General features: G+C 33.8%; 8 protein-coding genes. 3 read left to right on the top strand and 5 right to left on the bottom strand.

Annotation, left to right across the window (positions count from 1 at the left end; all coding sequences use genetic code 11):
- Positions 1-417: 417 nt before the first annotated feature.
- The 3 genes from H7F21_RS13190 to H7F21_RS13180 all read left to right on the top strand — a co-directional run bounded on the left by H7F21_RS13190 (position 418) and on the right by H7F21_RS13180 (position 7,195).
- On the top strand, positions 418-1,983 hold the full coding sequence (locus tag H7F21_RS13190) for a tetratricopeptide repeat protein (RefSeq protein ID WP_185789771.1): 1,566 nt from the start codon (positions 418-420) through the stop codon (positions 1,981-1,983).
- 214 nt (positions 1,984-2,197) lie between these two features.
- Positions 2,198-4,132, top strand: a complete 1,935-nt coding sequence (locus H7F21_RS13185) for a thiol-activated cytolysin family protein (protein WP_185789770.1) — start codon at positions 2,198-2,200, stop codon at positions 4,130-4,132.
- Positions 4,133-4,318: 186 nt separating this feature from the next.
- Positions 4,319-7,195, top strand: coding sequence for a BspA family leucine-rich repeat surface protein (locus H7F21_RS13180; protein WP_185789769.1), 2,877 nt, complete (start codon positions 4,319-4,321; stop codon positions 7,193-7,195).
- Between the two features lie 50 nt (positions 7,196-7,245).
- Here the strand turns inward: H7F21_RS13180 and H7F21_RS13175 are convergent, their stop codons facing one another.
- The 5 genes from H7F21_RS13175 to H7F21_RS13155 form a co-directional block, all read right to left on the bottom strand.
- Positions 7,246-8,340 carry a ThuA domain-containing protein gene (locus H7F21_RS13175; RefSeq protein ID WP_185789768.1) on the bottom strand — a complete coding sequence of 365 codons (1,095 nt, stop codon included), beginning with the start codon at positions 8,338-8,340 and terminating at the stop codon, positions 7,246-7,248.
- A gap of 115 nt (positions 8,341-8,455) precedes the next feature.
- The gene (locus H7F21_RS13170) at positions 8,456-9,157 is read right to left on the bottom strand and encodes a hypothetical protein (RefSeq protein ID WP_185789767.1); all 702 of its coding nucleotides are present in this window, start codon (positions 9,155-9,157) and stop codon (positions 8,456-8,458) included.
- Positions 9,154-14,826, bottom strand: a complete 5,673-nt coding sequence (locus H7F21_RS13165) for a T9SS type A sorting domain-containing protein (RefSeq protein WP_185789766.1) — start codon at positions 14,824-14,826, stop codon at positions 9,154-9,156. Before H7F21_RS13165 ends, H7F21_RS13170 begins: the two co-directional genes overlap by 4 nt.
- 23 nt (positions 14,827-14,849) lie before the next feature.
- Positions 14,850-17,018 (bottom strand): hypothetical protein, encoded by a 2,169-nt coding sequence (locus H7F21_RS13160; protein WP_185789765.1) that lies wholly within the window; start codon positions 17,016-17,018, stop codon positions 14,850-14,852.
- Between the two features lie 26 nt (positions 17,019-17,044).
- Positions 17,045-17,572 (bottom strand): T9SS type A sorting domain-containing protein, encoded by a 528-nt coding sequence (locus H7F21_RS13155; RefSeq protein ID WP_185789764.1) that lies wholly within the window; start codon positions 17,570-17,572, stop codon positions 17,045-17,047.
- Positions 17,573-17,663: the final 91 nt, after the last annotated feature.

Raw genomic sequence — 17,663 nt, 5'->3', positions numbered from 1 at the left:
TAAAGAACTAAGTTGATGTTTAGTTCAAAAAAAGCAAACCAAATGGTTTGCTTTTTTTTTGTTACTTTTAAAGGTCTAGCTATTAATTATAAAATCATGAGTTTAAATTCACTACAGCTAAAACTATGTTTTAGCATATTATACATTGTTTTTAGTTTTTTTTACAGTAATTCTCAATCAACAAATAAACTAGATAGCTTAAAAACCCTTATTCAAAAAACCAAAATAGATACTATAAAAGCAGATCATCACTTAGACATTGCTCAACTTTTAATGTATAAGAACTCTAAAAAGGTAAAATGGCATATTGATAAAGCTGATAGCCTATATAAAATATCACCTAATACTGTAGGTATTGGTAATCTGTATGCGCTTAACGCGAATTATCTATACACCCAAGGAAGTTACGATTCATCAATGGTTTACATAGGTAGATCTAGTAAACAATATTTAAAAGCAGGTGACAGTTTAAGAGCTGCTAAAACGAATTCTAATCTAGCTATTCTTGTCAGAGTAACTACTGGCGATTATCAACGCCTGGAAAGTATAGTCAATGAAACTGAACCTATCGCCATACGTTATAAAGACACTTCATTAATGGCTTCTTTTTTGGGGCATCGCGCAGCAATTGCTAAAAATAAAGGGCATAGGAATATTGCTATTGACCTAAACAGAAAAGAAATTGCATTGCGAGAAGCTCTTAAAGATTCTACGCGTATGGCACAAGGATTTTATGCAATTGGTCAACTACACTTGGATCTATTTGATTATAAAAACGCCATTACCAGCTTCGATCAAGGGATTATAATAGAAGATAATATTGGAAATAAAATACTAAAAGCACAATTGCTAGAAATTAAAGGACTTTCCCAAATAAAATTGAAACATTATGATGCAGCAGAAAAAAACTTAAAAGAAGCTATAAAAATTGCTAAAGAAATAAACCAGCAAAATATAGTTACAACCGCTTTAACACAACTTGGGTATTTGGAAATTGAGCGTAACAACCTGATAAAAGCTGACGCATATTTAGCCGAGGCCAAATCGTTTATGAAAGCTAAGAATTCGTTCAATGTTGACTATGATTATAATTTATTCAAAGGTCAATTAAATTTGGCACAAAATAAATACCAAGCAGCCTTAAAGAATTTTAATGTCTGTGAAGAACTAGCTGAGAGTAATAACTCTTTAACAAATTTAAGTTTTTCTAAATACTACAAATCAAAGGCACTAGAAAATTTAGGCAACTATAAAACGGCACTTGCTGTATATAAAGAGAGTAGTGATGCAAAAGACACACTAACCACACAATTTAGAACAGCACAAACAGTCGAGCAAAAAATAATATATCAAACCGAACGAAAAGAGAAGGAAATAGCCTTGCAAAAAAAAGACATCGATATATTAGAGCAAAAAGCTAAGGTTAGTAATTTGCAAAAACTATTATTAGGTGGTGGCTTATTGCTAACATTAATCGCAGTTGGTTTTGGTTATTATGGTATACGTCAAAAAATGAAACGTAACAAACTAGCAAAAGAAAAACTGGATGCCGAATTAGATTTCAAAAAGAAAGAATTGACGACGCATGCGTTACACCTAGCCAAAAAGAATGAGCTATTAGAAAGTTTAAAACAAAAAGCTAATGAACTTAAAACCGCAGAAAATACAACTAATGGTTATCAGCAATTAATTAGAACCATAGATTTTGATTTAAAAGATGATAATAATTGGGAAAACTTTGCTCATTATTTTCAACAAGTGCATAAAGATTTTAATCAGAATGTAGCAAAAAAATACCCAGAAGTCACACCTAATGAACTTCGATTAATCTCATTAGTAAAAATGAACTTATCCATAAAAGAAATGGCAAATATTTTAAACATTTCGGTTCCTGGAGTTAAAAAAGCACGCCAAAGACTTCGTAAAAAAATGAATTTATCTACAAAAGACTCATTAGAAATGGCTGTACTAGAAATAATATAATCTATTCTTTTTCAGTTATTTAAAAATTATTTTAGACAAGTATACCGTTTGTCGCCCCACAAAATTCTTCATTTTTATGTATTAAAAATATGTTTGTTCTGTCATTAAGTTGACATCACCGTTTTGTGGTCTTACTTGGTAAAGGGCTGCAGACCATTTTCCAAGTAGGTTACACAAAACGACAGTAAATTTTTAACCACAAAACAAACGTATTATGAAAGCTATTATTAAAAAATCAGTATTTCTTATTGCTCTAGTTTGTATGAGCTGTTTATCATGCAGTAAAGAAGATTCTAATAACGACGGAGACCAAGACACAGATAACCTAACCTTCGAAGAAGTTATTGCCAAAGGAGGTGAAACTGAATCATTTCCATTATCAAGAACTACAGAAGTTATAGATGAAAGTGAGCCTATGAATGAAGATTATGATCGAGAAGATGAAGATGGAGAAACCATATCAGAACGTTTTATATGTACAACGCAAACCGTAAGTGTTTTAGATGGTAATGGTCAGTTTCCATTATTTGACACTAGTGCAGATGTTATTTACCCTGGGAGTTTATTACAAGGTGCTACATTATCTAATGCTACACCTTCACCAATAGTCGTAGATCGCGCTGGTGGAACCATTTCTTATAATTTAAACAATGGGAATACAAGTTCTAGTTTTACCGTTGACGAGGTAAGAAAAAGTACCATACAAGACGGCATGAATAATATCATTGCCAATGCTGGTGATGTTGTTCCTGCAAATTTTCAGTTAGAAATTGTTCAAATTGAATCTGAAAGTCAATTGGCTTTAGAACTTGGTATAGAGGTTGAAACTTACACAACACAAGTCTCTGCTGATATGTCATTTAGTACAGAGCAAACATTTAATAGAACTTTGGTTAAGCTCAATCAATCGTATTATACAATGAGCTTTGATCTTCCTACAAGTTTAGACGACATTTTTGCACCTAATGTAACACCGCAACAATTAGATGTTTATGTGCAGGAAAATAATCCTGCAACTTTTATTTCTTCGGTAACTTATGGACGCATATTCTATATGCTTATAGAATCGACATCGAGCAGACAAGAAATGGACGCAAAATTGGACATAGCTTATGGCGCTTTTAATAATAGTGCTGAAGCAGAACTAGGTGTCAGTGCTATGGAAGAATTAAACGACTTAAAAATAAAAGTGATCGCCTATGGTGGTGATGCCGCAGGATCGTTTCAACTAGCCGGAGAAACTAACATTTCTGACATTGCTAACAAGCTGGCTGAAAGTACAGATATAAGAGCAGGTTTACCATTATCTTATGTAGTACGAAGTGTTGAACGCCCAGATAGAATTGTTGGTGTAGAATTAGCTACAGAATACGATATCGTTGACTGTGAATTAAAAGGTATTTTACCACCTCAAGGTTTATTGTCATTAGTCGATTTATTTAGTAACGATGAAGATGGTGGTGGTATTGGTGCTATGCTTCATGTATCTGATAGTAATCTTTTAGTGTTTAACAAAATGGGAACTAAATATGCTTGGTACAATGGTAATAGCGGTGACGTAAAAGCTGTATTCAATATCGACGACCCAGATTCTCCTTTAGGAATTGTTCCTTTAAACGATGTTGGAGCTGCAATACAATTTTCTAATACAAGCATATATTTATTTGACAAAACTGGACTTTTAAGTTCTCTTCTTTCATATAATATAACAAACTGGTCTGGAAATGGAGATGCACCAACATCACCAATAGGAACCTATACAGTTGATCCATCAGACTCGGATAATATATTTTTAGTTAACAGTACTTTTGGAGATAGTGGTAACTTTCAATTTGCAGGCCAAGGCTTTGAAGCTGGCTGCCGCGTAGGTGTACAGACGCATGCTTATTTTGCTAAACCTGGAGAAGAATATGCACTTTATTCAACTCCAGCTGGAGGAAGTTGGGAAAACCCATTAGATAGCACTACATGGTATGATAACTTAGCAAATACAGAAGGAACACTGTTTGATAAAGTTGGCGCGGCTTCTTTTATAGAGTTCGGTGGTTCTAGTGGCAGATGGTATTTAGTTAATGAAGCGGGTGATGAAATTATGGAATATTTATCAACGCCTGTGAGAACATTTAATGGCCCTTGGGTAATTAATTAATTGAGTAATAGTCAAAACAGGCAAGCCTTCTGACAGCAGTTGGATTGGCTTTTCTTTATTTACCTCATTTGGCATAGGTTCTCATTAATTTACAAGCTCTTTCTGTGGTGTCTTACTCAATTATAGCTTACACTTTTCTTTGTAAAGACACTTACAACACTATTAATTTAATCCACAAAACACATTATGAAACCATTATATACTTTACAAAAATTAACAATTTTACTCATTTTAGTCACAACCTCTATAAATGCACAAATTCTTACTGAAGATTTTGAAAGTGGCAGCTTTCCACCAGCAGGTTGGGTAACATTTAGAGGTATTAACGATATTGGACCAAACAACGATTGGGAAACCACAGCAGACGCTAATACTGGCAGTAGTGCTGCTTTTAGTCGTTATTCTGATCCTGGAATTGGTATTGCTGAAGATTGGTTAGTAACTCCTTTATTAAATCTAACTAATATCGATAATGCAACGCTTTCGTTTTTTGAGAAGGAAACGGAAGGTCCAAGTTGGTTATCTCAATATGACATTAGAGTATCTACAAACACTCAAACAAACCATAACGATTTTGTTACTGTTGTAACTTATAACGATCTTAGTCTCGATTATCAAGAAAACATTATAGAATTAGGTGGTTACGACGGACAGCAAATCTATATAGCTTTTGTACATACAGACGAATACCAAGATAATTGGCTTATAGATGACGTGTCTGTAACAGGAAACGCTACGTTTACAACCACATGGCAAACCACGACTGCAAATGAGAGTATAACAATCCCTACAGATGTCAACGAAACCTATGATTATAGTGTAGAATGGGGAGATGGCAATACTACCGTTGAACATACAGGAAATGCCAGCCATACGTATAGCATTCCAGGGACGTATGATGTAAAAATAACAGAGCTATTTCCCAGGATTAGTTTTTTAGGCATGCCACAAGAAGAGTGTGATAAAATTATAGACATTAAACAATGGGGCGATAATCCTTGGACATCAATGCAAGCTGCATTTTCTGATTGTTCTAATTTACAAATATCAGCCACAGATGCACCAAATTTATCTAATGTAACAACTATGAGTGGTATGTTTACTAATGCCACCTCGTTTAACCAACCTATTAATCATTGGGATGTTAGTAATGTAGGTAGTATGTTTGAGACTTTTAGAGGAGCTACAAGCTTTAATCAGCCATTAGATAATTGGGATGTGAGTAACGTTACTAGCATGCATAGTATGTTTTTTGACGCATCATCATTTAATCAACCTATAGATACTTGGGATACAAGTAATGTTGTTTCTATGGGTAATATGTTCCGAAATGCAATAGCTTTTAATCAACCCCTTGACACTTGGGATACGAGTAATGTTAGTAGTGTGTTTCGTATGTTTCAAAACACATCTTCATTTAATCTACCACTCAATACATGGGATATGAGTAGTATTACTAATATGAATAGTATGTTTCAATACGCAACAATGTTTAATCAACCCCTTGATAATTGGGATGTGGGAAACGTCACTAACATGACTAATATGTTTAATAACACAAACTTATCCATACAAAATTATGATGCTACATTGCAAGGTTGGGCAGCTTTGCCAAGTTTACAAAATAATGTAATTTTTGATGCTAATAGCACTAACTATTGCAATGGAGAAGCAGCAAGAGATATTTTAATAAATACTTATAACTGGACCATTACTGATGATGGTTTAGATTGCTCAAGTTCCTATTTTATAAGCACATGGCAAACCACTACTGCAAATGAAAGTATCACTATACCAACCGTTGATACAGAAACTTATAATTACGATATAGATTGGGGAGATGGCACCACTACAACAAATCATACAGGAAATGCCAGCCATACTTATAGTACTCAAGGCAGCTATGACGTCACAATCACAGGGTTATTTCCTAGAATTTATTTTTTGGGTATTCCTGAAGAGGAGAGTGATAAGATTATAGACATAAAGCAGTGGGGAGATAACCCATGGACATCAATGCAGTTTGCATTTGCACGTTGCTCTAATTTACAAATATCAGCTACCGATGCACCAAATCTGTCGAATGCAACCAGTATGGGTAATATGTTTTTTGAAGCATCCTCTTTTAATCAATCGATTAATCATTGGGACGTAAGCAATATAATTTCTATGAGAGAGGTCTTTGCGCGTGCAACTTCTTTTAATCAACCACTAGATACTTGGGATGTGAGTAATGTTATTGACATGAGTAGTTTGTTCTTTGAAGCTTCCTCTTTCAATCAACCCTTAAACTCATGGGATGTGAGCAATGTTACTAATATGAATCAACTTTTCCGAGATGCCACATCATTTAATCAACCACTAGATGCTTGGGATACGAGTAATGTAACATTAATGGTTAGTATGTTTACGTTAGCATCATCATTTAATCAGCCTCTAGATACCTGGAATACGAGTAATGTTACCAATATGCGTACTATGTTTGCGATAGCATCATCATTTAATCAACCCATAGGCACTTGGGATACGAGCAATGTTACTCAAATGGAATTTATGTTTAGAAACGCCACTTCTTTTAATCAACCATTAGATACTTGGAATGTGGGTAATGTCATTGATATGGATAACATGCTTAATAATTCAAACCTATCCGTTGAAAATTATGATCAAACTCTTCAAGCATGGGCAACGTTACCAAGTTTGCAAGCTAATGTACCTCTTGGAGCCTCTGGTATTAACTATTGTAATGGAGAAGCGGCAAGAGATTCTTTAATTAATACCTATGGTTGGACTATTACAGATGGTGGTTTAGATTGCTCAACTTTAAGTATTGGTGATGATGTACTACCCAATATAAGCCTATACCCCAACCCAACAACAGATTATATCAGAGTTAAAAACTTAAATACTCAAGATAATTACGCAATCTATAATATTTTAGGAAAACGAGTAGACGCTGGTCAACTTTTAACAGATTCTAAAATTTCTATCGCTCAATTAGAAAAAGGCATTTATTTCTTAAAACTTGAGAACTATAAAACCCTTAGGTTCATAAAGCATTGATTTTTAGTTTAGTCATAAAAAAAGCAAACCTTTCGGTTTGCTTTTTTTGACTAGTACTTTATCACTTTATAACTGTGATGACCATGTTTTGTGTTTATTTGAAATAAGTAAACCCCTTTACTAAAATTGGTTAAGTCTATTTCTGAGATTCCATTTTCAAGCTCACTAGGTTTTATAACCTTAACTAATTTTTGCTTACCTAGAATATCATACACCATCAAAGAAATATCTTCTGAAATACTACCCAAATGAATTTTTGCTATATCTCTAGTTGGGTTCGGTGCTATTTTAAAATCGTTTGTCTGATTTTCTTCAACACTAAGTACATTTCCTAAAGCCCAGAGTGTGGCGTTCTTCAGTAGTGTTCTAAAATTAGAATCGGTACTATAATCACTACCATTATGACCCAATGCGGTATAAAACGAACGAAATCCGGATAAGGTAATTTCTGGTGTTGCTACATTGTTATCATCATCATACGTTATAGATTCTTTGTACCAAGTTATCGGTCTTGCTGCATCATAAGAGCTGTTGCCCGTAGATTCAACCTCTAATAAAACCGTATTATCAATACTAAGCTGTCCGCCATTCGTTTCCCAATAATAGTATTCCTCGTCCTTATTCCAAGTGCTTCCAACCATGCCTAAAAAGTCTATCGTTGGGTGACTCGTTTTTACCTCAAGATCTGCATTAAAATTATTACTTGTATGATTAGGGCTGGTTTGTACTATACCACCAACCAATTCATTATAAAAAGGCCAAACACCATCTCTATAAGTATCCGTAGCTGCATGAATACCTATGAACCCTTTACCATTAGCGATAAAATTTTCGAATGCCGCTTTCTCTGAAGAAGATAATAAGTCTCCATCTTGCGATGGCGATTCATCACTCCCAGACGTGTTTAAAAATACGACGACGTCATATTGCGCTAAATTCGCCGTTGTAAATACTGATGAATCTTGAGAGTTATCAGTAAGCCATTCATTGTTCTCATTACCCATCTCTTCGAACATTGCAATACCGTTGTTAATAGCACCAGTATGTCTAAACCCATTTGTTTTATGAAATATGAGTATTCTAGATTGTGAGAAACCAAATGTAATGAAGAATAATATTGAAAATACAAGTAGCTGTTGTTTCATTTCGTTGCACATTTTGGGGTTACCAAATATATACGTCCAGAAACAATAATAAAGATGTCATGGTGCTAGTACCTACATTATAATCACCATAAAACGTTTTTTACTTTGGATTGGACTATTCTGAAATCCTGAACTGATACACTCCAGATTCGGAAGAATTCCCTTCGGCATCTTTGGTAACTACTTCCCAATAATAAATAGTACCAGGAGTAACTGAAACCGTTAATTGCTCAGCGGTACTATCACTAGTATTTAAGCTTGGTGCATTATCAGTACCAAAATAAATATCATAACTGACTATGTCATTATCGACATCATTGCCCTCCCATTGCAGTACAATAGCATTTGTATTCGGAAGATTTTGTGCCATATTTGGCGAGATGATTTCGGCAGGAAAAGGTGGATAAGTCTGAACGCCAGGGCCTGCATTATAAAAATTCCATACAGCACTTTCTTTGGTCTCGCCCTGAAGATCGTATGTTACAAACCATCTAAATGGGACAGCGCGATCTATAGTAACAGGAAATATAAATTCTGAGGTTTGGTATTCTGTAATATTCCCTGAATTTAAATTTTCTATTGTCAATGTATAGCTTTCTGCATTATCATTAGGTACCCACTCAAAAAATACAGTACTTTGAGTAGGTGTTGGGTTTTCACCTTCGTTACACAAGGTATCCTGGTATGGAAAAACCAATAAGACACCTTCGGGTGGGTCTTGGGCACCATTTGGATTGCCAATAGGTCCATCATCAGTAGTATCCCTACATCCAAAGACTAAAACCATAGAAAGACATATGTAAACTAGCTTTTTCATTGTTTCAAAATTTTATGTGAAGACGTCTTGGTTTCTGTTTGAATTGACATGATATACATTCCAGAAGTTAAACTACTAGTATCCATTGTCATATCCAAACCTTGATTTTCAAAAGTTTTACTTAAAACCAACTGCCCAATTGCGGAATAAATATTAATATAGACCTCTTCATCTTTTAACCCATTGAAGACTTTAACTTCATTATTAAAAGGGTTTGGATACACCACAAAATCATCACCAAATAGCATCTTTTCCTCGTATGAACCTTGACAATCTAAATCTGTACTTACTTTTAAAGTATTAATACCTTGCTCTAATTGAAGTGTGAGCGAAGAATTACGAGTAGTAAACGTTTGGTCATTAAATTGAATATGATAACTACTGCTTCCCGAAAGATCTACGGAGACCTCATTTCCTGCAGCTGTTCTACTCGCAAAAACCTCTAGAGGATCTGGTTGTGTGATAACAATGGTATAGCAAATTTCATAGTCTGGCCATTCTTCAATAGTAATACACATGTTGTAAGTGGCTGCTAAGAGATTAAAAATGTCTACATCATTAGTAAAATTATATTCCTGATAAAAATCTTCACCAGTGGGTTCAATAATATCCTCACTAAAAAGAGAGACGGTATAATTATAAAGTTCTTGGGCCACTATAGTAATTTTACCATTATTACTATTTAAACAGGTTTCACCAGTTACCGTTATCATAAAATTGTTGTTAGGTAAATCTATAATGGCGCATCCAAATAAATCTACAGGTGCACCAAAGGTTGTTCCTGGGCAGAGATCTTCATCATTAGGGACACCGTCATTATCTGCATCTTCACAAATGATTTGATAACTCGCCGAATTGTCCTTAACCCAATTATCATAGGTTCCATCAACATTATTAACAATAGCTACTGGATCATCAACCAAAATACAACCTAATCCAGGGTTATTGGCTGCATTAAATATTTGCAAGTTATCATTATTGCCATTCTGTAGGTTTAATTGATCTCCAACAAGCAAATTAGACTGGCAGAATAATATATTTAAGTTTGGATTTTGAGTAAAATCTAAACTCGTAATTTGGTTAAAGGCACAACTAAAATCCTCCAAGCCAAAAAGTCCAGATACATCAATGTTCGAAATCAAATTATCAGATACATTTAAGTTAATTAAACTCTGGTTATTATTTATGTTTAATTCGGTAATGCTATTATTTGAGACATCTAATGTCGTAAGATTTGGTAACACTGAAATATCAATGATCTCTATTAAATTATAAGAAATATCCAGACTAAACAAAAGCGTATTACGACTTAAATCGATGGTCTGAATCAAATTTTCACCAATATCTAAACTTAAAAGGCTGATAAAATCCTCAATTCCTGTTACATCTGATATTTCATAACCACTTACATTTAAAAAGGCTAGGTTTTCTATATTTCCTGTTAATACATAATCATTCAAAGGACCTGAGTCATAACCCAAATCAATAAGTGCTTGTTCAAAATTATCATCAGGCACGTAAGTCTGACCGAAGAAACACTCTATTGCAAATTGTGCAGAAGAATCAACTGTCCATGTAGCTCCCACTGGAACAGTTCCTGTATCCGTTTGGATACAATTTAAATTAGGATTACCAGTAGCATTTAGGCTAGTTAAAATACCATTTTCTCCATTTTGGAGATTTAAGGTATCTAGCGCATTAGATTGACAACTTAATTCAATTAAGTTTAAATTTTGTTGAAAATCGAGCTCACCAATAGTATTATTGTCACAATCCAAAACCTGAAGCATAGGTACATCACTAGGGATAAATAATACAAAATTATTATTAGCAATATTAAGTTCTGTCAGCGTTGTATTTTCAATCAAATCTATACCCACCAACATATTACTAGAACAATCAATAACCACCAATGCCGTATTAGAGCTCAAATCTAATTGAGATAATTGATTCTCAGAGCAGTTGAGATCATTTAGGTTTATATTACTACTTAAATTGAGCTCCGATAGGTTATTGTTAGAACAATTTAAAGCCTCTAAAGCAATAAAATCTTCTATACCAGTAAAATCTGTAATAGCATTACCACTAACATCTAAACTTACAAGAGCTTCGATATTTGCTGTTGGTACGTAATCGTTTAAGGGGCCTACGTCATAGCCTAAATTGATAAGTGCTTGTTCAAAATTATCATCGGGCACATATGTTTCTCCAAAATTACAGTCTTCATTATATTCAGTAGTTTCATCTTTTATCCAATTGACAGGAATATTGTCTGAATCGTCTACTTGTATACACTCTAAGTTAGGGTTGCCAGATGCATTAAAACTATTAATATCTGAATTTATACCATTTTGAATATTAACGAAATCAAGCGCATTATTAAAGATATTTATAGAAATAGTTTCGGGACAAAATTCTGTCTGATTTTGTTGAAAAACGCAAGCCGAAATCGCCATAGTACTCAAATCCAAACCTGTTTCAATTTGATTGTTGCTTATATCAAGTCTTTTTAAACTTCCTAAATTATTGGACAAGATGAAACTCGACAACATATTTGAACTCACATTTATTTCAATGAGATTGATATTGTTGGTTAAATCCAAAGCGGTAAGCTGATTGCTAGAACTGGACAAAACCTTAAGCAGTATATTTGAACCTAAGCTTAACTGTGTTATTTCATTAAAACCACAACTCAATTGCTCTAAAAGCGTATTTGAACTCAAAACCAACTGTGATAAATCGTTTTGTGCTATTAATAGTTCCTCCAAATTAGTATTATTGCTTAAATCAATATCAATGAGCTGATTTGTGGTTAAATTCAGATATTCCAATGCCGTAACACTAGATAAAACAATCTCATTTAATGCATTGGAACTGCAATTTAAACTCACTAACCCTTGGTAATTATTAACCAGTAAATCTGTTAGCTCATTATTTGAACAACTTAATTGAGATAAGGTAGTATTAACAGCTGTTATAGTTGTTAAATTATTCAATTGATTATTATCACAATTGACATTTTCAAGATTAGGGCTATTACTAATGTTCAAATCTGACAAAGCATTGTTAGAACAATTTAGACTTCTTAAAAGTACATTACTGTCTATATTCAGTGTAGCTATATTGTTATCTGTACAATCTAACACTTCCAGATTTATGTTTTGTGATGTGTCGAGATCACTAAGGTTATTGCTAGCACAGTACAATTCAATTAAACTTACAGTTCCACTTGTATTAAACACACCATTAGCATTGGCAATATTATTTGTGAGTAGATAGTTAGAACTACAGTTTAAGCGTTCTAAAAATATCATATCACTAACATCCAATTCGTCTAAAAAATTCCCGCTACAATCTAATTCTATGAGCGCTTTAAAATCTTTAATTCCAGTTAAGTCAGAAATACCTTCGTCATTAACGTCCAAAATCTGTATATGCTCAATGTTAGATGTAAGCACCTGACCATCAATAATATCATCATATTCCAAATCGATTAAAGCCTGTTCAAAAAGAGGGTCTGGTATTGTAGTAAATCGGTTGTTAATACAGTCGCCATCATAAGCTGCAAAATCATCTTTCTGCCAAACCATAGGAATATTCCCTACAATAGCATCATCAACATTTATGCAAAAAAGTGTGGTATTACTCGTTGCATCAAAGGATACAAGATTATTGTTATTTCCGTTCTCAATGTTTAGTGTTCTTAAATTATTATTGCTACAAAATAATGATGTTAATGCATTATTAGACGTTAAGTCTAAACTCTCTATACTATTCATAGAGCAATCTAAAACTTGCAATAACACATTGTCTTCTAGATATAAGCTTATGAGTGCATTATTAGATACATCCAAATTTTCTAGAGCCTGAAAATCTTCAATTCCTGTTAAATCTGCTATAGAAAGATTAGAGATATCCAATATATCAATATCAAATATATCAGCAGTAGGCACATAATTATTTAGAACACCGTCAGAATCTATGCCTTGGTCAATTAAGAACTGTTCGAAGTTATCGTCCGGCAAATAAGTGCCACAACCCAAGCTATAGTTCGCAGTAGCATCCTTTTGCCAACCAGCAGCAGCATTTGCAAAAGCTACATCATCCACATTTATACAGAACAAACTTGTATTATTTATAGCATTTAAGTCAATTAAAGCTGTATTATTTCCATTATTAACATTAAGAGCAAATAGATTGTTGTCATTGCATAATAAACTCAATAGGTTGACATTGGATGTCATATCTAAGTTTTCTATTTGGTTGTTTGAACAATCCAAATTACTTAATGCGATATTCCCACTAATGTCTAAAGTCGTAAGACCATTATTGGCACAGTTTAATAGTGCGAGTCCCAAATTATTACTTAAGTCTATAGACGCAACCGCATTAAAGGCAAAGTTGAGCAATGTTAACCCTGTATTTGAACTTACATCGAGATCAGATAAGTTATTATTTGAAGCATCTAGTTCCAATAAACTTGCATTAGCCGAGATGTCTATACTATCTATACTATTGGCACTACAATCTAAAATCTCCAAAACCTCAAAATCCTCTATTCCAATTAAACTAGAAATTGATGCATTTGTAACATTAAGGGTTGTCACGTCATCAATGTTATCTGTTAAGACTAAATTATCTATAACATCATCATAACCGGCATCTATCAAGGCTTGTTCGAAATTATCATCTGGAACATAGGTGTAAATATCTGCACAAATGGTGTCGCTGTAATACGCCCAGTCGTCTTTAATCCAACCAGATGGACTAAACCCAGTATCAATCTGAATACAAAATAGATCTGGGTTATCAGTGGCATCAAAGGTGGTAATCAAATTATTATAGCTATTAGCAACGACTAAAGATGACAACAGATTTCTTGACACATTAATTGCGGAGAAATCTTGACATACCGTTACAGGATCTGTTTGAGGATCTGGACAAACCACTGTGTTAATAGTAGTTAAATCTAAAGTTGTAAGCACATTATCTGATACATCAAGGTTTTTTATAAGTGTATTGGCTGTGAGATCTAAAATTGAAATCTGATTAGAAGAACAGAACAGGCTCTCTAAATTTGTATTGTTACTAACGACCAACTCACCCAATATTCTGTTACTGGAAAGACTTAACAATGTCAGTTCTAAATTATTAGAAATATCAATATTTTGTATCTGGTTATTAGAAGCTGTTAAACTTCTAAGCGCATTGTTATTGCTTACATTTAAATTTTGTAATTGATTATCTGAACAGTCTAAAGATTCCAAACTTAAATTACTTACTACATCTAAATCTGTAAGAAAATTGGAGCTACAGACTAAAGATAGTAGAGAGGTATTGCTTGAAATATCAAGAGACACTAGTTGATTATTAGCACATAGTAAGTTCTCTAAAGCTGAAAAATCTTCTATACCTGTTAAATTGGAAATGCCCAAATTACCGACATCCAAAATAGTTATCTCACTAATTCGATCAGTTGGTACTAATTGATTATTAGGATTACCATCACCCATACTAGCATCATCGCCTAACGGAACTTCATTCCCAATAGCATCATGAGTCTCTAAATAATACTCAAAATTAGCATCAGGAATAGCCGTCGTTTGTCCATTAACCAAAGAACCTACAAGTAGCAATAAAAATCCAGAAATTATATATTTAATTTTCATGATGATTTAGTTATCACTTACAATTAATTTCTAGAACCCTTATCTAACTCTTTATGATAATGTATTTGCTTTTTGACTTTATTGTAAATTTGATCTACGAAATCATCCTTAAAATCAGTATCTGTTTTCAACTTTTTCAGCACCTCCTTATTGCCCTCATACAGTCCAGCATCTCTCATAACATCATCAATATTTACTAATACTTTTTCAATATCTTTTTTAGTTATTTCAAAATAAACTATATCCGTGTCATCAGCTTCTAGTATCTCATATTTTCTATCGTTATGATCTTCATGAGAAGCTTCATTTTCGCTTTGTGCGATTTGAATCCCTTCGATGTTTTCGCCCTCTGAAAGTGCTTTAAGTATAGTATTGACTGTATCCTTTAAATCATCTATTTCTTTTTGTTGCTCTTTTAACCTATTCTCAAGTCCTTGAACAATATGCATATTATCGTTTGCATTAATTCCCACAGCAACATTTATTCGCTTCAAACTTAATCCCTCGTTGCTTTCCTCCCACGCGATACCTACAATATTTTTTATATCACTGGACTTTATATTTTCAGGAGACACGGCAACACCAATACCATTATTTTTGCCTCCAGGTATTATATAATCACCAATATGTACCTTTCCAAAAACATTGACTGGCACTTGTCCCATAAAAGCAACTTTTTCATATTCATCTTCCCTATTAGGAGCAGGCATATTTCCAAGAACAATTGGTTTGTAAGAAACCACCATAACGCGTTCTGCTCCAGTAAGATTTTTAGAAATTTTCCCACCTTTAACTCCTACTATATCACCATAAACCATCTTTTCTCCCTCATCCTCTCTAAGCAGATATTCTGCATAATCACCAGATCCTGAGGCATAGGTCACACCTTGTAGTTCCATTTTATTATTGTCATATGTGGCCTTATTAACTATTGATAATGTTAAGGAGCCAGCTGCAGTTACTAACTGTATAGCAGCAACAACTGTTTCGGTAGTATACTTACCAATCATTGAAGGGATGGGTAATGTAATACAAGAACCAAGTCCTACGCATCCAGTTGCGGATGTGAAAGCCATTGCCGTTCCAGTAGTTGCCTGATATAATCCAAATCCACCAAAAATACCATCAAGAACACCATCCGCTATATCATATGCCAATCCAAGTTGATCAAAATTATAATCAGCATTGTTGGTAAACTCATCTGGAGTTTCACCTTCTATTCTTCCCCAAGGATTTGCTCTGTTGTCGTCATAAAAGGTTATGAAATTAGTACTGTTATTACGATTGCCATTTACCTTAATGGCTAATCCATTATTACCGCCATCTATAAGTACAGGATGGTTGGCCATTTCAGTTCCAGTATTTGGCTTATTAGAAGTTAATCGAATCTGATTTCCCATGCCATCGATAACTGTTTTCCCTTGTAATCTTGTAGAATCGTTTACAACTAAATAATTAGCCGTTAGATCACCAAATGAAGCTTGACCATTAACTGTTAGAGAATTTAAGGTTGTATGTCCAACTAATACATCTAAGTTACTATTAAGTATAGTATTACCGTCTACATTTAAAGAGCCCTCTAAGTCTGTAGCGCTCTGAGTACCATTGACATTAAGTGCATTATTTAAATTAGTAATACCATCTACACTCAAATCACCTGTAAGTAATGTCGAGTTATTATCGTGTACTGTCATTGCGCTAAACAAATTGGTTGGGCCTTGCACTTCTAATTCTCCGTTTAAAAAACTTTTATCATCTACGGTTAATGTTCCTGTTGCTGTAATATTTCTATGAAAAGCAAATGGTAAAAATGTAAGTCGCTCTCTACTCATAGTTTCAAAATTATTACCTGCATCGAAATCAATTTCCACTTTCAGATCCTTTGGCGTTCCGTCCCAACTAATGCCCTTAAAATAATCATGCTCAGCATCTCCAATCAAAAGATTAATGCGGCCAAAATCGTCAGTATCTGTAATCTGTACCTCCTGAAATTCCAATTGGTTTCCATTGTCATAAATGGTAAATCTTATAGCTATTGTAGTATTAGGAAGAAAATTATCTGAAACATCAACTCCTGGTAATTCAAGAGCTTCTGGATCAATAATTACGGCTTGATAAGTAATACCATCTGTTTGCGCCATAGCTTGAAACATCGTACATATAAAAAACGTTAGGGTAAGTAGCTTTTTCATAATGGGTGATTTTATAAAATTATATTTTAAATCTTGATTAATTTTGTATTGAATTGTTTTCTACCAGAAGCTACTTTTAAAAAGTAAGTCCCGCTCGAAATATCTTGTAATCGCAGCTCCAATTTTTGAGCTGGTAAAAATTCTTGTGTATGAATAATTCTTGCCTCTATATCAAAAATTCGCACCGAAATATCATTGATCACTGTATCACTAAAGTTGATAAATAGTGTTTGACTAAAAGGATTTGGATATACTTTGGCTCGCAATTCAATATCCAAATCCTTAACGGCTTTCATTTTACTTGGAGGTTGTTGGTAACCTTGTCTTATATAATAACCATTGTTATAATGTGTACCAATAACACTGGCTTGCCCAATACTTTGACTGATATAATACTTTCCGCTAGAAGTTTCAACCATATGTGATGACCCGCTGTTCCCTAGGTTAGATTGTTTAATGCGATAACCAGAGTCGCTTTGCGCTTGGAACTCTTGGATAAAGCAAAACAGTAATAAAGTAATTAATAGAAATGCTTTCTTATTGTATGTATTCATAATCTTCATAATTAATAGCCAATCTAATTTATAATTAAATCCTTATAAACCCTAAGGATTATTGTAATGTCCACCTTTTGTCTACTGTATT

The sequence above is a fragment of the Winogradskyella flava genome, from assembly GCF_014243395.1.
Classification (GTDB): domain Bacteria; phylum Bacteroidota; class Bacteroidia; order Flavobacteriales; family Flavobacteriaceae; genus Winogradskyella; species Winogradskyella flava.
The sequence above is the reverse complement of the archived record's forward strand: the minus strand, read 5'-3'. Positions and strand labels throughout refer to the sequence as shown.